The organism is Pseudolysinimonas sp. 10J20-29, assembly GCF_055809595.1.
This window is the reverse complement of sequence record NZ_CM147917.1, coordinates 2,293,514-2,313,930: the sequence shown is the minus strand read 5'-3', so window position 1 is coordinate 2,313,930 and position 20,417 is coordinate 2,293,514. Positions and strand designations below refer to the sequence as shown.

20 protein-coding genes are annotated in these 20,417 nt (G+C 70.5%); 14 read left to right on the top strand and 6 right to left on the bottom strand.

What is annotated here, in order from left to right; translation table 11 throughout:
- Positions 1-6: 6 nt before the first annotated feature.
- The 10 genes from AC0L6Y_RS11165 to AC0L6Y_RS11120 all read left to right on the top strand — a co-directional run bounded on the left by AC0L6Y_RS11165 (position 7) and on the right by AC0L6Y_RS11120 (position 11,371).
- A complete protein-coding gene (locus AC0L6Y_RS11165; RefSeq protein WP_473552344.1) occupies positions 7-516 on the top strand; it encodes a PH domain-containing protein in 510 nt (169 codons plus the stop codon).
- A complete protein-coding gene (locus AC0L6Y_RS11160; RefSeq protein WP_473552342.1) occupies positions 513-2,129 on the top strand; it encodes a PH domain-containing protein in 1,617 nt (538 codons plus the stop codon). The genes AC0L6Y_RS11165 and AC0L6Y_RS11160 overlap by 4 nt, the downstream gene beginning before the upstream one ends.
- Positions 2,126-2,833, top strand: coding sequence for a Rossmann-like and DUF2520 domain-containing protein (locus AC0L6Y_RS11155; RefSeq protein WP_473552340.1), 708 nt, complete (start codon positions 2,126-2,128; stop codon positions 2,831-2,833). Before AC0L6Y_RS11160 ends, AC0L6Y_RS11155 begins: the two co-directional genes overlap by 4 nt.
- Positions 2,834-2,879: 46 nt before the next feature.
- On the top strand, positions 2,880-3,719 hold the full coding sequence (panC, locus tag AC0L6Y_RS11150; RefSeq protein ID WP_473552338.1) for a pantoate--beta-alanine ligase: 840 nt from the start codon (positions 2,880-2,882) through the stop codon (positions 3,717-3,719).
- A 27-nt stretch (positions 3,720-3,746) separates the two neighbouring features.
- Positions 3,747-5,282 (top strand): lysine--tRNA ligase, encoded by a 1,536-nt coding sequence (gene lysS / locus AC0L6Y_RS11145; protein WP_473552335.1) that lies wholly within the window; start codon positions 3,747-3,749, stop codon positions 5,280-5,282.
- A 156-nt stretch (positions 5,283-5,438) separates the two neighbouring features.
- Positions 5,439-6,317: an Ig-like domain-containing protein gene (locus AC0L6Y_RS11140; protein WP_473552333.1), complete on the top strand. Its 879-nt coding sequence runs from the start codon at positions 5,439-5,441 to the stop codon at positions 6,315-6,317.
- Positions 6,274-8,661, top strand: coding sequence for an Ig-like domain-containing protein (locus AC0L6Y_RS11135; RefSeq protein ID WP_473552330.1), 2,388 nt, complete (start codon positions 6,274-6,276; stop codon positions 8,659-8,661). The genes AC0L6Y_RS11140 and AC0L6Y_RS11135 overlap by 44 nt, the downstream gene beginning before the upstream one ends.
- A 60-nt stretch (positions 8,662-8,721) precedes the next feature.
- Positions 8,722-8,859, top strand: a complete 138-nt coding sequence (locus AC0L6Y_RS11130; RefSeq protein ID WP_473552327.1) for a hypothetical protein — start codon at positions 8,722-8,724, stop codon at positions 8,857-8,859.
- Positions 8,860-8,965: 106 nt separating this feature from the next.
- Positions 8,966-9,148 (top strand): hypothetical protein, encoded by a 183-nt coding sequence (locus AC0L6Y_RS11125; protein ID WP_473552325.1) that lies wholly within the window; start codon positions 8,966-8,968, stop codon positions 9,146-9,148.
- Positions 9,149-9,247: 99 nt separating this feature from the next.
- Positions 9,248-11,371 carry an alpha-galactosidase gene (locus tag AC0L6Y_RS11120; RefSeq protein ID WP_473552323.1) on the top strand — a complete coding sequence of 708 codons (2,124 nt, stop codon included), beginning with the start codon at positions 9,248-9,250 and terminating at the stop codon, positions 11,369-11,371.
- Here the strand turns inward: AC0L6Y_RS11120 and AC0L6Y_RS11115 are convergent.
- Genes AC0L6Y_RS11115 through AC0L6Y_RS11100 form a run of 4 tightly spaced genes read right to left on the bottom strand, consistent with a single transcriptional unit; the run spans position 11,368 to position 13,748 of the window.
- Entirely contained in the window at positions 11,368-11,862 is a 495-nt protein-coding gene (locus AC0L6Y_RS11115; protein WP_473552321.1) for a PNPOx family protein, read from the bottom strand. The genes AC0L6Y_RS11120 and AC0L6Y_RS11115 overlap by 4 nt on opposite strands.
- Positions 11,862-12,860 (bottom strand): pirin family protein, encoded by a 999-nt coding sequence (locus AC0L6Y_RS11110; protein ID WP_473552319.1) that lies wholly within the window; start codon positions 12,858-12,860, stop codon positions 11,862-11,864. Before AC0L6Y_RS11110 ends, AC0L6Y_RS11115 begins: the two co-directional genes overlap by 1 nt.
- Before the next feature lie 49 nt (positions 12,861-12,909).
- Positions 12,910-13,137: a helix-turn-helix domain-containing protein gene (locus AC0L6Y_RS11105; protein ID WP_473552316.1), complete on the bottom strand. Its 228-nt coding sequence runs from the start codon at positions 13,135-13,137 to the stop codon at positions 12,910-12,912.
- A complete protein-coding gene (locus AC0L6Y_RS11100; protein ID WP_473552314.1) occupies positions 13,137-13,748 on the bottom strand; it encodes a hypothetical protein in 612 nt (203 codons plus the stop codon). The genes AC0L6Y_RS11105 and AC0L6Y_RS11100 overlap by 1 nt, the downstream gene beginning before the upstream one ends.
- A gap of 168 nt (positions 13,749-13,916) precedes the next feature.
- Here AC0L6Y_RS11100 and AC0L6Y_RS11095 point away from each other — a divergent pair, with 168 nt between their 5' ends.
- The 4 genes from AC0L6Y_RS11095 (at position 13,917) to AC0L6Y_RS11080 (ending at position 19,137) form a co-directional block, all read left to right on the top strand.
- Positions 13,917-16,424, top strand: coding sequence for an ATP-dependent Clp protease ATP-binding subunit (locus AC0L6Y_RS11095; RefSeq protein ID WP_473552312.1), 2,508 nt, complete (start codon positions 13,917-13,919; stop codon positions 16,422-16,424).
- A gap of 491 nt (positions 16,425-16,915) precedes the next feature.
- Positions 16,916-17,809, top strand: a complete 894-nt coding sequence (locus AC0L6Y_RS11090) for an aminotransferase class V-fold PLP-dependent enzyme (RefSeq protein WP_473552309.1) — start codon at positions 16,916-16,918, stop codon at positions 17,807-17,809.
- Complete coding sequence (locus AC0L6Y_RS11085) at positions 17,706-18,608, top strand: aminotransferase class V-fold PLP-dependent enzyme (protein WP_473558488.1); 903 nt, start codon at positions 17,706-17,708, stop codon at positions 18,606-18,608. Before AC0L6Y_RS11090 ends, AC0L6Y_RS11085 begins: the two co-directional genes overlap by 104 nt.
- A 37-nt stretch (positions 18,609-18,645) precedes the next feature.
- Entirely contained in the window at positions 18,646-19,137 is a 492-nt protein-coding gene (locus AC0L6Y_RS11080; RefSeq protein WP_473558482.1) for an amino-acid N-acetyltransferase, read from the top strand.
- Between the two features lie 189 nt (positions 19,138-19,326).
- On the opposite strand, the gene AC0L6Y_RS11075 is transcribed toward AC0L6Y_RS11080, so the two are convergent.
- Together AC0L6Y_RS11075 and AC0L6Y_RS11070 are read right to left on the bottom strand one after the other, a co-directional pair.
- Positions 19,327-19,602, bottom strand: a complete 276-nt coding sequence (locus tag AC0L6Y_RS11075; RefSeq protein ID WP_473552306.1) for an HPr family phosphocarrier protein — start codon at positions 19,600-19,602, stop codon at positions 19,327-19,329.
- Between the two features lie 22 nt (positions 19,603-19,624).
- Positions 19,625-20,413, bottom strand: coding sequence for a DeoR/GlpR family DNA-binding transcription regulator (locus AC0L6Y_RS11070; RefSeq protein WP_473552303.1), 789 nt, complete (start codon positions 20,411-20,413; stop codon positions 19,625-19,627).
- Positions 20,414-20,417: the final 4 nt, after the last annotated feature.

The window sequence follows — 20,417 nt, the reverse complement described above, 5'->3', positions numbered from 1 at the left end:
GGGGTCGTGACTGACGCAACGCAGGATTCCTCGCCGACCCGACTCGAACCGGTCGCCGGTGAGTGGCAGCGGGTCTCGCCCAAGTACATCGTCGTCGACCTGGTGGGCACGCTCATCGGCGGGGCGATTCTCACGGTGGGCACGGGCCTGCCCTGGTTCTTCTCGCAGCTGCCCTTCCTGCTCGCGATTCCGATCACCGTCGGCGTCATCGCGCTGCTGATCGTCGTGTTCACGCCCCGACGCGTGCGGTCGATCGGCTATCAGCTGCGGGAGGACGATCTGCTGTTCCGTCGGGGTCTCATGTTCCAGCGCTTCGTCGCCGTGCCCTACGGCCGGATGCAGCTGGTCGACATCAACCGCGGCCCGCTCGATCGCGGTCTCGGGCTTGCCGAGCTGAAGCTGGTGACGGCCGCGGCGGCGAGCAACATCACGATTCCGGGGCTGCCCGAGCCCGACGCCGAGGCGCTGCGCGATCACCTCGTCGCCGTCGCCGAGTCGCGTCGCGCCGGACTGTGAACGCGCGCGGTCGAGCCCGCGACGGGCGCGAGGACTTCCTCGACGGCGAGTGGCACCGTCTGCACCCGGCCACGCCGTTCCTTCGCGGCGGGGTGGCGCTCATCGCGATCTTCGCGTTCGTCATCGCGAACCTGCGCGAGCAGTTCTTCGAGTCGGTCATCCCGGGGATCGTCGGCGCCCCCGGGCGTGGCGATGACGACCCGATCGGCTTCGTCGTCGAGCAGGGCTATCTCGTGTTCGCCCTGCTCGGGGTGGCCGCGCTGCTGCTCGTCCTGATCGGCGCGTTCTACCTGTCCTGGCGCATGCACAGCTTCCGCATCACCGACGAGGTCGTCGAGGTGCGCAGCGGCGTCATCTTCCGCACCAACCGCAAGGGACGCCTCGACCGCATCCAGGGCATCAACATCACCCGGCCGGTCATCGCCCGGCTGTTCGGCGCCGCGAAGCTGGAGGTCAACGTCGCCGGGCAGGACGCGAACGTGCAGCTGTACTACCTCGGCAGCGCGACCGCGGATGCGCTGCGCGCCGAGATCCTGCGCCTCGCCTCGGGGGTGCGCGGCGTCGCCATCGACGGCGTCGCGCCCGCGGCCGCGACCCCCGCCGGATCGGTGGTCGAGAACGCGAACGCGAGCCTGCTCGACCGGCGGCTCGCCGAGCTCACCGCGCCCGAACTGGATCCGCAGCTCGCGCCGCCCGAGTCGATCGTCGCGATGCCGATCGGCCGGGTGATCGGCTCCTCGGCCCTCAGCGGCGGCCTGGTGCTGCTCATCCTGATTGCGATCCTGGCGGGCGTCGGGGCCGTGCTCGGGATCCTGGTCGGTCGAGACGTGGGGCTGCTGCCCGCGCTCGCGCCCGTCCTGCTCGGCTTCATCCCGGGTCTGATCGCCGTCGGCTCGTACTCGATCAGCCGCCTGGTGAAGTCGCTGCGCTTCACGGTCGCCTCGACGCCCGACGGGGTGCGGATCGGCTACGGGCTGCTCTCGACCACGAACGAGACGCTGCCGCCGGGCCGCATCCACTCGATCTCGATCTCGCAGCCGCTGCTGTGGCGCCCGTTCGACTGGTGGGAGGTCAAGGTCAACCGGGCCGGCACGTCGTCCGCGCAGGGCGCGGGCGGGCGGCAGAACACCACGATCCTGCCGGTCGGGCCGCGAGCCGACGCCTTCCGGGTGCTCGAACTGGTGCTGCCGAGCCTGGCGGCCCCGGAGGTCGCCGCCCGCGTCTCGGCGGGCCTCGACCGGGGAACTCCCGACGACGGCTACACCGCGTCCCCGCGGCGCGCGGCGGTGCTGCGCTGGTTCTCGTGGCGCCGCAACGGCTTCGCGCTGCTTCCCGACGCGGTGCTCGTGCGTCGCGGGGCGATCTGGCGCGAACTGGTGATCGTCCCGGCCGCCCGCATGCAGAGCGTGGCCGTCACGCAGGGCCCGCTCGCGCGTCGCCTGCGCCTGGCCGTCGTGCATCCGCACACGGTCGCCGGACCGATCTCGGCGCGTCTCGGTGCGCTCGACGCGGAGGACGCCGCGCGCTTCTTCCGCGACGCGGCGGCGCTCGGCGTCGCCGCCGCCGATCACGACCGCAGCCACCACTGGCGCGCCGACCGGGACGGCGCATGAGCCCGTCCCCGCGCGACGGGCGCCTCGGCGTCGGCATCGTCGGCGCCGGCCGGGTGGGTCCCGTGCTCGGCGTCGCGCTCGGCGGCGCGGGCCACGCCCTGGTCGGCGTGAGCGCGGTCTCGGAGACCAGCCGCGACCGCGCCGAGGCGATGCTGCCCGGCGTTCCGGTGCTCACCGTCCCCGAGATCGTCGAACGCAGCGAGCTCGTGCTGCTGGCCGTGCCCGAGGCGGAGCTCGCCGATCTGGTGGCCGGACTCGCGGCCGTCGGGGCCTGGCAGCCCGGACAGCTCGTCGTGCACACCGCCCCCGGGCTCGGCATCGGGGTGCTGGCGCCGGCGCTGCAGGCGGGGGCGATTCCGCTGGCGATCCACCCGGCGATGGCCTTCACCGGCACCAGCCTCGACCTGATCCGGCTGCGCGAGTCCTGGTGCGCCGTCACCGCCCCCGCGCCGGTGCTTCCGATCGCCCAGGCGCTCGTGGTCGAGATGGGGGCCGAGCCCGTGGTGGTGGCCGAGAAGGACCGCGCCGCCTACGCGGAGGCGATCGCGACGGCGACCGAGTTCTCGACCGCGATCGTCGGCCAGGCCGTCGGCATCCTGCGCGAGATCGGGATCGACAACCCGGGCCGGGTGCTCGGCTCGGTGGTGCGCTCGAGCGTCGAGAACGCCCTGCAGGCGGCGTCGGGCGACGACGAGCCCCGGTAGCATCGGGGATGCACGTCGGGCTTCCCCCGGCTCAGGGAGGTTCACCGTGACGAGGCCCGTCGTGATCGAGACGATCGCCGCGCTCCGCGACGCACTCGCCGGACGCGAGGTCGCGCTCGTGCCGACGATGGGCGCCCTGCACGAGGGGCACCTGGAGCTCGTCGCGGAGGCGACCCGGCAGGCCGAGACCGTCGTGGTCTCGATCTTCGTCAACCCGCTGCAGTTCGGGCAGAGCGAAGACCTCACCCGCTACCCGCGCGACCTGGAGAGCGACCTCGACGCGCTCGCCCCGCTCGGCGTCGCCTACGTGTTCGCGCCGAGCGCCGAGGAGATGTACCCGGACGGCGCGACCACCACCCGCGTCACCGGCGGCAGCGTCGCGGGCATGTTCGAGGGCCGGTCGCGTCCCGGCCACTTCGACGGCGTGCTCACCGTCGTCGCCAAGCTCCTCGGCATCGTCCGCCCCGCCGTCGCGGTGTTCGGGCAGAAGGACGCGCAGCAGCTGTTCCTCGTGCAGCGCATGGTCGCCGACCTCAACATCGACACCCGGATCGTGCCCGTCGAGACGGTGCGCGCCGACGACGGTCTCGCGCTCTCCAGTCGCAACCGCTTCCTCAACGGCGAAGAGCGCCACGCGGCGAAGGCGCTGTCGCGCGCGCTCGAAGCGGCCTCCTCGGCCGGCGATCGCGGCATCGACGCGGTGCTGGCGGCATCCCAGTCGGTGCTCATGGATGAGGACCTCGTTAAGCTGGACTACCTGAAGGTCGTCGATCCGGCGACGTTCCTTCCCGTGGATGACAACTTCCGAGGCCCGGCGCGCGTGCTGATCGCCGCGCAGGTCGGATCCACCCGGCTGATCGACAACGACGCCATCTACCTCAACTGACCGCTTCAACCTTTTTCAGGAGTTTTTGTGACCGATGTGACCCCAGGGGCTCCGGACGCGACATCCGCCACACCCGTCACACAAACTCCTGAAAACGGAGAAGAGGTTGCCGAGCAGAAGGCGGTCCGCCTGGCCAAGCGCGAGCGGATGCTCGCCGAGGGCGGCGAGGCCTACCCGGTGGTGCTGCCGATCACCCACACCATCGGCGAGGTGCGTGCGCAGTTCCCGGAGCTCGAGGCCGACACCTCGACCGGCGTGACGGTCGGCGTCGCCGGCCGCATCGTGCATCTGCGCAACACCGGCAAGCTGTGCTTCGCCGCCCTCCAGGCGGGCGACGGCAGTCGCATCCAGGCCATGGTGTCGCTCGCCGAGGTCGGCCAGGAGGCGCTCGACCGCTGGAAGGAGCTCGTCGACCTGGGCGACCACGTCTTCGTCGCGGGCGAGGTGATCTCGAGCCGCCGCGGTGAGCTCAGCGTCATGGCGAGCGAGTGGAAGATGGCGGCGAAGGCGATCCTGCCGCTGCCGAACCTGCACTCCGAGCTGAACGAGGAGACGCGCGTTCGCCAGCGCTACCTCGACCTCATCGCGCGCGAGCAGGCGCGCACCACGGTCATCGCCCGCGCCACGACGGTCCAGAGCCTGCGCCAGACGTTCGCGAGCCACGGCTTCCTCGAGGTCGAGACCCCGATGCTGCAGACGATCCACGGCGGCGCCGCGGCCCGCCCGTTCGTGACGCACTCGAACGCCTTCGACACCGAGCTGTTCCTGCGCATCGCGCCGGAGCTGTTCCTGAAGCGCGCCGTCGTCGGCGGGCTCGAGCGCGTGTTCGAGATCAACCGCAACTTCCGCAACGAGGGCGCCGACTCTACGCACAGCCCCGAGTTCGCGATGCTCGAGGCCTACCAGGCCTACGGCGACTACCAGCGGATGGCCGACCTCACGCAGGAGCTCATCCAGAACGCGGCCATCGCCGTCTCCGGCTCCACGACCGTGACCTGGGCCGATGGCACCGAGTTCGACCTCGGCGGCGAGTGGGAGCGGATGCCGATGTACGCCTCGCTCTCGGAGGCGGCCGGCGTCGAGATCACCCCGGAGACCTCCCTCGACGAGCTCGCGGCGCTCGCCGAGAAGGTCGAGGTGGAGGTGAAGCTCCCCACTCACGGCAAGTACGTCGAGGAGCTGTGGGAGCACTTCGTGAAGGGCTCGCTCGAGCGCCCCACCTTCGTCATGGACTTCCCCGTCGACACCTCGCCGCTCGTGCGCGCGCACCGCGACACCCCCGGCGTCGTGGAGAAGTGGGACCTGTATGTGCGCGGCTTCGAGCTGGCCACCGGCTACTCCGAGCTCGTCGACCCGGTCATCCAGCGCGAGCGCTTCGTCGAGCAGGCCACCCTGGCAGCCCGCGGCGACGTGGAGGCGATGCGCCTCGACGAGGAGTTCCTGCGCGCGCTCGAGCACGGCATGCCGCCGACCATGGGCATGGGGATGGGCATCGACCGGCTGCTGATGGCGATCACGGGCCTCGGCATCCGCGAGACGATCCTCTTCCCGCTCGTCAAGTAGGCACCCGGCCGGAGCGATTAGTGAGCAACACTTGATTAATGTCGGTGGTGCTCGGTACCTTCACACGTAGCGGAACCTCGCCCCCGAGTTCCGTGGTCACCACCCGAACGAGTTACCCGACTCGGTGACCTCTCTCAGCCCCCGAAGGATCAACCCGTGTTCTCCGTCCCCCGGCGGAGCCTTGCCCTGCTCACTGCTGTCGCAGTGAGCGCCGTCGGCTCCCTTGTCTTTGCCTCCCCCGCCCTCGCCGCCGATTCGACGCGGCCGACCGTCACACTCGAGGCGCCAGCCTCCAACTTCGTCTTCTCGGGCGACACGGTCACCGTGTCGGCCACCGACGACAGCGGGCTGGCGCGTCTCGCCGCCACCCTCTACAACGCGAGCGGCCTCGTTGCTGTGGTCGGCACCGCGAGCGCCTCCGGCACCAGCGGTTCCGCCAGCTGGACTCTGCCCGCCCTCGCCGATGGCGACTACGAGCTGCGGATCGGCGCGAACGACGCGGCCGGCAACAACGCAACCGTGCGCACGTCCGTCATCGTGGACACCGTCGCCCCCGACGTGACGATCTCGGCTCCGGCCCCCGGGCTCGTCGTCGCCCCCGGCACGATCATCCCGCTCGTCGGGTCGATCAGCGACGCGCACCCGTGGCGCACCTACGTCGCGGTCCAGGGCGTGGGCTCCGACACCGACGAGACCGGCCTGACCTCGGTCTCGCGGTCGATCGACACGACCGGATTCGCGAGCGGCACCTACATCGCGCAGATCGAGGCTCGCGACGCCGCGGGCAACAAGGACTCCGGCTCGATCGCGAAGGTCACCTTCACGGTCGACGCCGACGCGCCGGACGTCGTCATCACCTCCCCGGCCGACGGGAGCTTCGTGAAGCCGGGCGCCATGCTCGACTTCACCGCGACCATCTCGGACGCGAATCCGTTCGATCTACTACTCGCAGCTCGACGGCGTCGGCCTGGAGTACGGCTCCTCGAGCTCGTTGACCAACTACGCGACGACGGTCGACACCACCGGCTGGGCTGACGGCAGCGTCCACGTCTTCAAGTTCCAGGCGCGTGACGCCTTCAACCAGAAGGACGCCGGATCCATGGCGACCGCGAAGGTCACCGCCGACGCCTCGCGCCCCAGCGTCACGTTCTCGGCACCCGCGGCCGGCGACCTCGTCTCGGGCACCATCACCGCCACCGGCACGGCCCACGACTCCGGTTCGGGACTCGCCAGCGACCAGTTCGTGCTGAAGGTCCGGGCGATCAACCCCGCGACCGGCAACTGCGGCGCGTTCGTCGACTCCTACGACGTCAACGTCGACGCCAGCGGAAACTGGAGCGTCGACATCGACACGACTGCCGTCGCCGACGGCGAGGTCTGCCTGACCGCGCTCGCCAGCGACGCCGTCGGCAACACCAACGGAGGCGGCAACCACCTCAAGTCGTTCGAGATCGACAACACCGCGCCGGCGACCCCGACCGTCGCCTTCCCGACGGGCTACACCCTCGAGGCGTCCGAGTTCCGCTGGAACCCGGTGACCGACCCGAACGGCGTGCGCTACGAGGTCGTGCTCGGTCGTGGACCGAACACCACTGACGGCCGCCTGAACGACGGCGTGACCATCGGAAGCGACCTGACGGGCACGACGCTGGCCTACGACATCCCGACCGGTCCGCTGCGCTGGCAGGTTCGCGCCATCGACGACCTGGGCAACGCGTCGGCGTGGAGCGCGGGAACCGGCGTCCAGATCATCGGCATCCCGGAGATCATCACGCCCACGACCGGCTACACGTTCTCGGAGACGAGCCTGACTGCGAGCTGGACGGCGGTCTTCGGCATCGGCGGCGTCAACCACTACGAGATCGAGTACGGCGTCGATGGCGACGGCGACGGAACGCTCGAGTACGAGTACGTTGACGTTCCCGGCACCACGTGGGCGGCGGGCGCGACGGTGTCGCACACGCAGAGCTTCAGCACCGGCTACGAGGGACCGCTCTCGATCCGGGTGCGCGCGGTCTACAACATCCCGTACCGCGCTAGCGACCCCTCCAGTGTCAACGGTCCGTGGAGCGCGCCCGTCGTGCACTACAGCCGCGACGCCACCGCGCCCGAGATCGAGATCGTGACGCCGCTCGACGGCGCGATCTTCTCGCCGCGCGAGTCGATCGAGGTGACCGTGAACGCGAGCGACGCGGGGGCCCTGAACCGCATCGGCGTGAACCTGTTCGACGAGGACAGCACGGCATTCATCCAGGCGATCGGCTCGACGTCGGGCCTCAGCGCGCTCGGCACCAACGCCGAAACGCGTACCTGGACGATTCCGGCCGGACTCGCCGAGGGCACCTACACGATTCGCGCCAACGTGACCGACACCGTCGGCCTCCGTGGTGTTCACGTGATCCAGTTCGTGGTCGACGGCACGCGTCCGACCATCGCGATCGATTCGCCCGAGCTGGACGAGCCGTTCCGCGGTTCGTCCACGATCCCGGTCACGCTGACAGGGACCGACGATGTCGCCCTCAAGCGACTCGACGTCAACCTGTATGACGCGACCAACTCGACGTTCATCACGAATGTCGGAACGACGGGTGGCGCATCGGCGCTCGGCACCACGAGCGAGACGCGCACCTGGGATCTCTCGGCCGCGGGCCTCGCCGAAGGCGTGTACACGCTGCGCGCGAGCGCCCATGATGTCGCCGGCAACGTCAAGACGACCAGCAGCACGTTCGTGGTCGACCTGACGCGTCCGACGATCGCGATCGACGCGCCGCTCGACGGTGCCGAGTTCAACGGAGAAGTGATCGTCGAGATCTCGGGCGCCGACGAGTTCGGGCTCGCCCGGCTCGTGGCGAACCTGTACGACGAGAGCGGCTCGGTCTTCCTCGGACCGATCGGCTCCACGTCGGGCCTGACCTCGCTCGGAACGACGAGCGACTCGGCAACGTGGACGATTCCGGCGGGACTCGCGGATGGCACGTACACGATCCGTGCGGCCGCGCGTGACCTCGCGGGCAACGTGCAGACCACCGTGTCGACGTTCGTCATCACGACCGCGGCCGAGCCGGTGGCGGGCAGCGCCGGAGGGCCGACGCTCGCGCCGACCACCGGCGGCGACGGCGATGCGCCGGCACCGACCGGCGACGGCGGGGCGCCGGATGCGGACGGTCCCGACGTCGCGCTCACGACCCTGGCGCTCGATGACGGCGCCGAGTCCGAAGCAGACGACACGGCGGGCACCGGCTCCGGCGAGGAGACGACCGAGCTCGCCGCCTCGGCAGCGCCGACGGGCATCGACTGGTGGTGGTGGCTGATCGCGATCGCGCTGGCCATCGCGGCGGCCGTCAGCTACTGGCGGATCCGCATCGCACAGCGCGGATGACTCCGGGGTGCGGGTCGCCTCGCGGCGGCCCGCACCGCCGGATTTCGGTAGGGTTCGAGCATGAGCAACCTGCCCCCGTCGCCCGCTGGCGGGAAGCCGAAGGTCACCCCGGCTCGCGCCGCGACGTGGCTCGCCGTCGCCGGGTTCAGCGTGGCGCTGACCGTCATGGGCATGGTCGGAATCGCGGCGAAGGCCTGACATGGATCGACGCACCTCCCGGTTCGTGATGTACGCGGGCCTCGCCGTGATCCTCGCGGTCATCGCCGTCGCCTCGGCTCTCGGCTTCGGCGCGTAGGCTGGGGTCATGCCAACCGAGTACTGGGCCAACGCGATCTTCAGCGTGATTCCGACGCTGCTGTTCGGTCTCGTGTTCTGGTTCGTCTTCCGCGCCATCTTCCGCGCCGACCGCAGTGAGCGCGCCTTCGCCGCGAAGATCGAGGCCGAAGAGCGCGCCAAGTTCGAGGCGGAGCGCGCCGCGAAGCTCTGAGCCGCGCCCGCGCTTCGCGCCGTCGCGGTGCCGCCCCTACACTGGCCGTGCCGAGATAATCTCGACGCCGACTGATGCCGTCACGGGGATGGGTGAATCATGACTGTCGTCCATCTTCGGTCTGCGGGCACGAGCTTCGTGCTGGACGCCCGCGACGCGGGCATGCCCGCGATCCTCCACTTCGGCGGCGACCTCGGCGAGCTGACCGAGCCGCAGCTGCTCGCGCTCGCCGACACCAGCGTCCGCGCCGTGCCGCCGAGCGCGCTCAATGCGCCGCTTCGGCTGGGGATCGTTCCGCTCCTGGCCGACGGCTGGAGCGGGCTCCCGGGTCTCGACGGCCGGCACGACCCGACGCCCGGCCAGGCGCTGCGGCGACCGGCGCTCCGGCTCGAGAGCGTCGAGAGCTCTGAGCGGTCGGCGCGCGTCGTTCTCGTCGACGACGCCGACGGCGACCCGGTGCTTCGGGTGGAGATCGACTACGACCTCGGCGAGCACGGGGTGCTGGCCGTGCGCTCGCAGCTCACCAACACGGGCTCGGCCGACTTCGAGCTCTCCGGTCTCGCGGCCGTGCTGCCGCTGCCGGGCTCGGCCCGCGAGCGACTCGACTTCGCCGGCGCCTGGTCGGCGGAGCGGGTCCCGCAGCGCGCCGCGATCGACGTCGGCACTTGGCTGCGCGAGTCGCGCCACGGTCGCGGCGGACACGATGATGTCTTCGTCACCGCGGTGGGGGAACCCGGCTTCGGGTTCCGGCGCGGAGAGGTCTGGGCCGCGCACCTGGCCTGGAGCGGAGACTCGCGCGTTTGGATCGACCGCTCGGCGCTCGGCTTCACGGCGCTCGGCGCGGGCGAGCTGCTCGCTCCGGGGGAGATCCGACTCGCGCCCGGCGAGACCTACGCGGCCCCCGAACTGCTTGCGGCCTGGTCGGCGAACGGACTCGACGGCATCTCGGCGCGATTCCATGCGTGGGCGCGCGCGCTGCCGGCGCATCCGGATTTCCCTCGTCCGCTCACGCTCAACACGTGGGAGGCGGTGTACTTCGAGCACGACCTCGACCGGCTGCTGGGCCTTGTCGAGCTCGCCTCCGAGGTGGGCGTGGAGCGTTTCGTGCTCGACGACGGGTGGATGATCGGGCGCAGCGACGACCTCCGCGCCCTCGGCGACTGGACCGTCGACCCTGAGTCGTGGCCGGACGGGCTGCATCCGCTCATCGACCGCGTGACGTCGGCCGGCATGCAGTTCGGGCTCTGGGTGGAACCGGAGATGGTGTCGCTCGACTCCCGACTGGCCCGCGAGCACCCCGAGTGGGTGCTGCGCGAGACCGGCGACCGGCTGCCGGAGTCGTGGCGCTACCAGTACGTCGTCGACCTGGCGGAGGACGCCGCCCGCGAGCACATCCGCGACGCGCTCCTCGCGCTGCTCGCCGAGTACCCGATCGACTACCTCAAGTGGGACATGAACCGGGACCAGCTCGGCGGTTCGGCGCATCGTCAGGTGATCGCCACCTATCGCCTCATGGATGAGCTGCGAGAGCACCACCCGAATCTCGAGATCGAGTCGTGCTCCTCCGGCGGCGGCCGCATCGACGCCGGGATCCTGCAGCGAACCCAGCGCGTGTGGCCCTCCGACACCAACGACGCGCACGACCGGCAGACGATCATGCGCTGGACGAGCCTGCTGGTTCCGCCCGAGTATCTGGGCGCGCACGTCGGCGCGGCCCCGGCGCACGTCACCGGGCGGGCGCACTCGCTGGCGTTCCGGCTGGCGACCGCCCTGTTCGGGCACGCGGGCATCGAGTGGGACCTGTCGGCGACCGATCCGGCGGAGCGCGCGGCGCTCGCCGCGTGGGCGGGGGCGTACCGATCGCTGCGGGGGCTGGTGCACTCCGGTGCCGTCGTGCGCGGCGATGAGGCGGATGCGGGCGAGACCGTGCTCGGCGTTGTCGCGCCCGACGCGCGCGATGCCGTGTACTGGCTCAGCTCGCTCGACCGCGCCGAGTCGTCGGCCCGGTCGCTGCGGCGCCTGCCGGGACTCGACCCGGCGCTCGACTACCGCGTCGAGGCGGTCGAATTCGGGGCCGACCCGGCCTGGTATTGGGGCACCCCGCCACCGTGGTGGTCGGACGGCGGCATCACGCTGCCCGGCTCCGTGCTCGCGGCCCGAGGGCTCGAACTGCCGATGCTGCTGCCCGACGAGACGGTCGTCGTGCGAGCGCGCGCGCTCTAGTCGACGACGTCGGCCTCGAGCGCGTCCGTCACGCGGAACAGCCGGGTCGAGAACCGTTCGCCGCGCGGCAGCGACGCCCGGATCGATTCGACGGGAACGATGCGCGGCCTCACCATCCGCAGGGTCGACCCCTCGCACTCCAGCTGAGCCTCGCCCGCGCTGAGGACGTTCTGCACCCAGTCGGCGCCGGCGCCATAGGGCAGCGGCACCACGACCGTGCCGCCCGCGCGCAGCGCCCCGACCGGCGTCGTGAATTCACGGCCGCTGACGCGTCCGCGGTGGCGGACCACCGAGAACGGCGCACCCGGCTGACCTGCCGTCGCCAGCTGCCGCGGGTTGCTCACCGAGCGGTTCATTCGCGCGATCGAGCGCCGAATGCGAGGCGACCGGGCCCGGAATCCGAGCACCACGATCGCGCTCGCCACCAGGAATGCCAGCACCAGGCCGGCGGCGAGGGCGCCGATCGCCTGCAGAACCTGCTGCCAGACCATCAGGGCTTCGCGGTCCCGGACGTCGGCAGGTCGCGCGGCTTCAGCCGCACATTCGGCAGCTCAGGAGCGGGCAGCGCCGGGCCCGCGTAACCGTCAACGCGGCCGAAGAGCCCGTCCGGGTCCGTGCCGGCGATCACCTCGCGCTGCCACCGCTCGCGGAAGGCGACCACCTCGTCGTGGGTGCGCCCGACGAAGTTCCACCACATCAGAATCGGCTCGCCCAGCGGGGTGCCGCCGAGCAGGATCGCGCGGAGCGGCTCCGTGCCCGCCGTGATCTGAAGGGCGGTGGCGCCGGGTGGTGCGTAGCCCAGGTGATGGCGCGCGACGGTGACGCCGTCGAGCGCGGCGGTGCCGGCATCCACCAGCAGACCGTGCTCGAAGGCGGGATCGACGTCGAGCGAGACGGAGGCGCCGGCCGGCAGGTCCAGCTGCGCGCCGAGCAGGGGCGAGAACGTCGTCACGGTCGAGCGGGAGCCGGCGAGCGAGCCGACGAAGACGCGCAGCGTCGCGGCCCCGACCGCCGTCGGTGCGGGGGAGTCGTGCTCGAAGAACGGCGCGTGATGGCGATCGGCGTCGGGCAGCGCCACCCAGAGCTGCACGCCGTGCAGGCCGGTCGCGCGCGCCGTCGACACCTCGGAGTGCTGAATGCCCGCGCCCGCCGTCATCAGGTTCACCTGGCCGGGCACGATCGTCGCGAGGCTGCCGACCGAGTCGCGGTGCTCGATCTCGCCCTCGAACAGCCAGCTCACCGTCTGCAGGCCCGTGTGCGGGTGCGGCGGCACGTCCATGACGGCGGCGTGATCCAGCGGATGCGGTCCGTAGTGATCCGCGAAGCACCACGCCCCGATCAGCGAACGCTGCTTCTGCGGCAGGGTGCGCCGCACCGTGATCGCGCGCGGCCCGCCGAGCGGCACCTCGCGCGGTTCGAGCACCTCGATGGCGACCGCCGGATCGCGGTCGCACACGAGCTCGGCCGGGTCGGCCTCCAGATTGCTCATGCACGGGATGCTAGTGCGGCATCCGCTCGCCGCGCTCGACGGACGCACGTCAGCTCATGACGAGCAGGTCGCCCACCTCGCAGTCGAGGGCGTCGCAGATCGCGGTGAGGGTCGAGAAGCGGATCGCGCGGGCCCGGTCGTTCTTCAGCACCGAGAGGTTGACGAGGCTCACCCCCACCAGCTCGCTCAGTCGGGTGAGGGTCAGGCCGCGCTCTTCCAGCAGTTCGTCGAGTCGGCAGTGGATGCGTCCGGCATCGGCGTCCTCGGCGGCGGCCATCAGATGAGCCCTTCGGTCTCACGCTGCAGGCGCTCGCCGATCTGGAAGGCGGCGCCGATCGCACCGAGCGCGAGCACCGCGAACAACGGCGCCCAGTCGGCCTCGAAGATCACCCCGTCGTAGCCGTAGTCGCTGATGGCCGAGAGGGTTCCGTTGACGGTCATGTTGCTGAGGATCGATCCGAGGAACCAGCCGGCGAGCAGCACCACCGTTCCCGCAAGGATGATGCGGACGTTGCGACGGGTGAAGGCGCGCCCCCGCGCGAGGTTCCAGCAGAGCAGGCACAGCAGCACGATTCCGGCGAGGATCGCGATCCCCGTGACGAGCGGCTGCGCGATCAGCGCGAACTGGGTCGCCGGGGCGAGCTCGGAGACGGTCAGCACGGCCTGGTCGACGCTCACGGTGACGAGCGCGCCATCCGGTCCGATGGGCAGTTGGGCGGTTTCGTCGAGGAAGGGCACCGGCACGGGCACATCGCGTCCGGGGATCACCTCGACCAGCCGTGCGATCATGCCCCAGATCACGCCGAACGCCGCGACGGCGCCGAGGGCGATGGTGAGGTACAGGCCGATCCGGTCGGATCGGCTCAGCGATGTAGGTGAGGCGTTCATGGTTCTCCTTATCGATCATCGATATTATCGTTCTTCGATAAGTTAGATCAGGGCGTCAGAAAGCGCAAGCCTCACGCCCACGGCGAACACGCGACTATTCGCCAATCCCCGTCGTTACTCTCGATGTATCGGCGCGGCCCTCGCACCCCGTGCCAGATGGAGATCGAGATGTTCGAGCGCTTTACCGACCGGGCCCGCCGGGTCGTCGTCCTCGCCCAAGAAGAGGCGAAGATGCTCAACCACAACTACATCGGCACCGAGCACATCCTGCTCGGCCTCATTCACGAGGGCGAAGGCGTTGCCGCCAAGGCCCTCGAGGAGCTTGGCATCTCGCTCGACGCCGTGCGCGAGCAGGTGCAGGACATCATCGGCCAGGGTCAGCAGGAGCTGACCGGGCACATCCCCTTCACCCCGCGCGCCAAGAAGGTGCTCGAGCTGAGCCTGCGCGAGGCGCTGCAGCTCGGCCACTCCTACATCGGCACCGAGCACATCCTGCTCGGCCTGATCCGCGAAGGCGAAGGCGTTGCGGCGCAGGTGCTCGTCAAGCTGGGTGCCGACCTGAACCGGGTGCGCCAGCAGGTCATCCAGCTGCTCTCCGGCTACCAGGGCAAGGAGCAGGTCGCCGTCGGCGGCAACGACCAGGCGCCCGACAAGGGCAGCCAGATCCTCGACCAGTTCGGCCGCAACCTCACGCAGGCCGCGCGCGACGGCAAGCTCGACCCGGTCATCGGGCGCGAGAAGGAGATGGAGCGGGTCATGCAGATCCTCTCCCGTCGCAGCAAGAACAACCCGGTGCTGATCGGCGAGCCCGGCGTCGGCAAGACCGCCGTCGTCGAAGGCCTCGCCCAGGCGATCGTGCGCGGCGACGTGCCCGAGACACTCAAGGACAAGCAGCTCTACACGCTCGACCTCGGCTCGCTGATCGCCGGAAGCCGCTACCGCGGTGACTTCGAAGAGCGCCTCAAGAAGGTGACCAAGGAGATCCGCACCCGCGGCGACATCATCACCTTCATTGACGAGATCCACACCCTCGTCGGGGCCGGTGCTGCCGAAGGCGCAATAGACGCCGCCTCGATCCTGAAGCCGCTGCTCGCCCGCGGCGAGCTGCAGACCATCGGCGCGACCACGCTGGACGAGTACCGCAAGCACTTCGAGAAGGATGCGGCTCTCGAGCGCCGCTTCCAGCCGGTGCAGGTGCACGAGCCCAACCTGCCGCACACCATCAACATCCTGAAGGGGCTGCGCGACAAGTACGAGGCCTTCCACAAGGTGTCGATCACCGACGGCGCGATCGTCGCCGCGGCGAACCTCGCCGACCGCTACGTCTCCGACCGCTTCCTGCCGGACAAGGCGATCGACCTGATCGACGAGGCCGGCGCGCGTCTGCGGCTGTCGATCCTCTCGGCCCCGCCGGAGCTGCGCGAGTTCGACGAGAAGATCGCCCTGGTGCGTCGCGAGAAGGAAACCGCGATCGAGGACCAGGACTTCGAGGCCGCCGCGAGCAAGCGCGACGAGGAGAAGAAGCTCCTCGGCGAGCGGCTGCGGCTCGAGAAGCAGTGGCGTGCGGGAGATGTCGCCGCATCCGGAACCGTGGATGAGGGCGTCATCGCCGAGGTGCTGGCCAACGCCACCGGCATCCCGGTCTTCAAGCTCACCGAAGAGGAGAGCTCGCGCCTGATCTTCATGGAGAAGGCCCTGCACGAGCGCGTCATCGGTCAGGAAGAGGCCATCTCGGTGCTCGCCAAGACCATCCGTCGCACCCGTGCCGGACTCAAGGACCCGAAGCGTCCCTCGGGCTCGTTCATCTTCGCCGGTCCGACCGGTGTGGGTAAGACCGAGCTCGCCAAGGCGCTCGCCGAGTTCCTGTTCGACGACGAGGACGCGCTGATCTCGCTCGACATGAGCGAGTACGGCGAGAAGCACACCGTCTCGCGGCTGTTCGGTGCCCCTCCCGGTTTCGTCGGCTTCGAGGAGGGCGGCCAGCTCACCGAGAAGGTGCGCCGCAAGCCGTTCAGCGTGGTGCTGTTCGACGAGATCGAGAAGGCCCACCCGGACATCTTCAACTCGCTCCTCCAGATCCTGGAGGAGGGACGTCTGACGGATGGTCAGGGTCGCGTCGTCGATTTCAAGAACACGGTGATCATCATGACCACCAACCTCGGAACGAAGGACATCACGGGCGGCCCCGTCGGCTTCACCCTCGAGGGCAACGTCGAGAACTCGTACCGCGCCATGCGCGGCAAGGTCGTGGAGGAGCTCAAGAAGCACTTCAAGCCCGAGTTCCTGAACCGTGTCGACGAGACGATCGTGTTCCCGCAGCTCTCGCAGGACGAGCTGCTGCAGATCGTGGGCCTGTTCGTCAAGCGCCTGAGCGAGCGTCTGCTCGATCGCGACATGACGATCGAGGTCGGCGAGGCCGCACGCAAGCGTCTGATCGAGATCGGCTGGGACCCGACCCTGGGTGCTCGTCCGCTGCGCCGCGCGGTGCAGCAGGAGATCGAGGATCGCCTTTCGGAGGAGATCCTGCACGGGCGCCTCAACGCGGGCGACCACGTGAAGGTCGACTTCAAGCCGGGCACCGGCGCCGAGGACGGCGGCGGCGAGTTCACCTTCGAGACCGTGCGTCAGCCGGGCCGCGAGGAGCTCGACGAGAAGGTCGCCGCGATCACCGACTAGGTCGTTCTGCAGGGCCCGCGTCACGCCGTTCGGCGAGGCGCGGGCCATGCGCGTTACTCCCGACGGGAGCGAGTGCCGCACGCGGCACGCGCTCCCGTCTTCGCGTACGCGCCAGCCCGCCGCGCCCCCGCGCGCTGCACCCGCGGCCGCACGCTGCTCCCCGCGCCCGCGCCCCCCGCGCTGCACCCGCGGCCGCACGCTGCGCCCCGCGCCCGGCCCGCCGCGCCCGCGCCCCTGGCCTACTCCCGCACCGCGTGACCCGCGCCCGAACCGCGTGCCGCACGCCTCACTCGGTTGCGCCGGGGATGCATCCCCGCCAGCCACGCGCACCCGCCGCACCCGCACCCCGAGGCCCCGCGCCGCGTGACCCGCGCGCCCACCGCGTGCCGCGCGCGATACTCCCCAGCGCGCGGGATGCATCCCCGCGGCACCACGGCAGGGGGTAGCTTGTGGGGGTGGAGGCGTGTTCGATTCCTGCGCCGGATCCGGGGTTGCCGGATCCGCCGATTCTGGCGCGCATCCGCGAGTCCGTCATCGGCGATGACCAGCTCATGCACGGGCCGTTCGGCCCCCGCCGCGTGACCTACGCCGACTACACGGCGAGCGGCCGCAGCCTTGGCTTCATCGAGGACTTCATCCGCGACGAGGTGATGCCGCGCTACGCCAACACCCACACCGAGTCGAGCGGCACCGGCCTGCAGACCACGCGCCTGCGTGAGGATGCGCGCGCCGAGATCCACGCGGCCGTCGGCGGCGACGAGGACACCGCCGTCATCTTCGCGGGCAGCGGCTGCACCGGCGCCATCGACAAGCTCATCGGCATCCTCGAGCTGCGCCTGCCTGCCGACCTCGACGCGAGGTACGGGATGCGCGAGCTGATCCCCGCGCACGAGCGCCCGGTCGTCTTCGTCGGCCCCTTCGAGCACCACTCCAACGAGCTGCCGTGGCGCGAGTCGATCGCCGACGTCGTGACGATCCACGAGGATGCCGACGGCCACGTCGACCTCGATCACCTCACCGCCGAGCTGGAGCGCTTCGCCGACCGGCCGCTGAAGATCGGCTCGTTCAGCGCGGCGAGCAACGTGACCGGGGTGCTCACCGAGACGCACACGATCACGCGCCTGCTGCACGCGCACGGCGCGCTCGCGTTCTGGGACTTCGCGGCCGCCGCCCCGTACGTTCGACATCGAGATGAACCCGCGCGACGGCGATCCGGCCGCTCGCAAGGACGCGATCTTCCTCTCGCCGCACAAGTTCATCGGCGGCCCGGGCACGCCCGGGGTGCTGATTGTGAGCCGCCGCCTGCTGACCAACAGCGTGCCGACCGTGGTCGGCGGCGGCACCGTCATGTACGTGAACCCGGAGGGCCACCGCTACCTGGATGACGCCACCCACCGCGAGGAGGCCGGCACCCCCGCGATCCTCGAGTCGATCCGCGCCGGGCTCGTCTTCGGGCTCAAGCGCGAGGTCGGCGTGGACGTGATCGCCGCGCGCGAGCGCGACTTCCTCAGTCGGGCGATCTCGGTGTGGCAGCGGCATCCGCAGATCCAGGTGCTCGGCTCCCCGACCGCCGAACGCCTCTCGATCGTGTCGTTCGTGGTGCGCCGGCCCGACGGACGCTACCTGCACCACAATGCGGTCGTCGCGATCCTGAATGACCTGTTCGGCATCCAGAGCCGAGGCGGATGCTCCTGCGCGGGACCGTACGGGCATCGCCTGCTGGGCATCGACCTGGAGCGCTCGCACGCGTTCGAGCGCGAGATCGCCCGCGGATGCGAAGGCATCAAACCCGGCTGGGTGCGCGTGAACTTCAACTACTTCCTCGAGGAGGAGGTGTTCCGCTACATCGTCGAGGCGATCACCCTGGTCGCCGACCACGGGCACAAGCTCCTGCCGCGCTACCGCTTCGATGCCGCGACGGGGCTGTGGCGGCACCGCGACGGTGCGGTCGAACCGCCGCTGCGCCTCTCGATGCTCCGCTACGACGAGCAGGGCGTGCTGCGCTATCCGCACAACGTCGACCGCGCGCCGGTGTCGGTGCTCGCCGAGCACATCGCCGAAGCGCGGGAGCTGTTCGAGAGTCTGCCCGGCGAGCCGGCGCGGGCCACCCGCGAGAGTCTCGGCGACGACTTCGAGGAGCTGCTCTGGTTCGAGCTCCCGGCGGAGTCCGTCGCGAGCGGGTGAACTCCGCGGCGCAGTAGAGTCGGGCGTTGTGAACGACATGCTGGTGCGACGCGCGCGAACGGCCGATGTGCCCGCGATCGACGCCCTGATCGCGCCGCTGGTGGAGAAGCGGATCCTGCTCGGCAAGGATCGAGTCGTGTTCTACGAGGCGGTGCAGGAGTTCCGCGTCGCCGAAGTCGACGGCCAACTGGTCGGCTGCGGCGCCCTGCACGTCATGTGGGAGGACCTGGGTGAGGTGCGCACGCTCGCCGTCGACGACGCGTGGCGGCACCGCCGGGTCGGGCATGCGCTGCTGCACCAGCTGGAGGCGGATGCGCGGGAGCTCGGCCTCTCACGCCTGTTCTGCCTGACCTTCGAGACCGAGTTCTTCGGGCGGCACGGCTTCGAGGCGATCTCGGAGGGGATCGTGTCACCGGATGTCTACGCCGAGCTGGTGCGCTCGCCCGATGAGGGCGTCGCGGAGTTCCTCGACCTGGCGCGGGTGAAGCCGAACACTCTGGGCAACACGCGGATGCTCAAGCGGCTGTAGGGCCTGGGTTTCGATACGCCGCTGCGCGGCACTCGACCCGCTGGGGGCGCGGTTTCGATACGCCGCGGTGCGGCTACTCGGCCCGCTGCGGGGTTTCGATACGCCGCGTGGCGGCTACTCAACCCGCTGGGGGGTTTCGATACGCCGCGTAGCGGCTACTCAACCCGCTGGGCGACGGGTCGACGCGGGCTAGTCGGCGTCGAGCTCGCTCGCGACGAGCGCGGCGAAGCTCTCGGCGACCGCCTCGGCGTCGTCGCCCTCGACGGTGATCGTGACCTCGTCGCCGTGGTTCACGCCCATCGCCAGGAGGGTCAGGATGCTCGCCGCGTTCGCCTTCTTGCCGGCGGGCGTGGTGAGCGTGATCGTGTGACCGCTCTCGCCGGCGGCCTTCGCGAGCGCGGAGGCGGGGCGGGCGTGCAGGCCGACGCTGGAGCCGAACTCGACGGTGCGCTGCGCTTCTGACATGGGTTCTCCTTGCGAATCGGAACTAGGCGGTACGGGATTCGGCCTGCAGGGCCGCACGGATGACGTCGGTGCCGGCGGCCTCGACCTCGGCGACGAGTTCGAGGTTGACGCCCTCGTCGGTGATGATCGTGTCGACGGCCGCGAGCGGGGCGATGCGGCTGAACTCCTCGCGTCCGAACTTGCGGTGGTCGGCGAGCACGACGGTGCGCCGCGCGGCGCGGATCATCGCCGACTTGACGGCCGATTCGGCGAGGTTGCTCGTGGTGAGACCGCGTTCGGGCGTGATGCCGTTGACGCTCAGGAAGGCGACGTTGACGGCGACCATGCCGATCATCTGGTGGGTCCAGGTTCCGACGGCGGAGAGCGAGTCGCCGCGCAGCATCCCGCCGAGGAAGTGGAGTTCGACGTCGCGGCGATCGGTGAGGGCCATCGCGACCGGCAGCGAGTGCGTCACGACGGTCAGTCGACGATCCCGCGGCAGGATCTCGGCGAGGCGGATGGTGGTCGTGCCGGCGTCGATGAGGATCGATCCGGAGTCGGGAACCTCGGCGAGTGCCGCGTACGCGATCGCCGTCTTCTCGGCGGCCTGAACGGTCTCGCGCTCGGGCACCGTGTGGCTCAGGCTCGCGCGCTCGATGGGAACGGCGCCGCCGTGCGCACGGCGCACGAGTCCGCGCCGTTCGAGGCTGGTGAGGTCGCGGCGAATGGTCTCCGGCGTCACCTGGAGCTGCTCCGCGAGGTCGCGCACGTCAACGCGTCCCCGACTCTGCGCGAGTTCGAGGATCGCCTGGTGCCGCTCCGGTGCATACATCGCG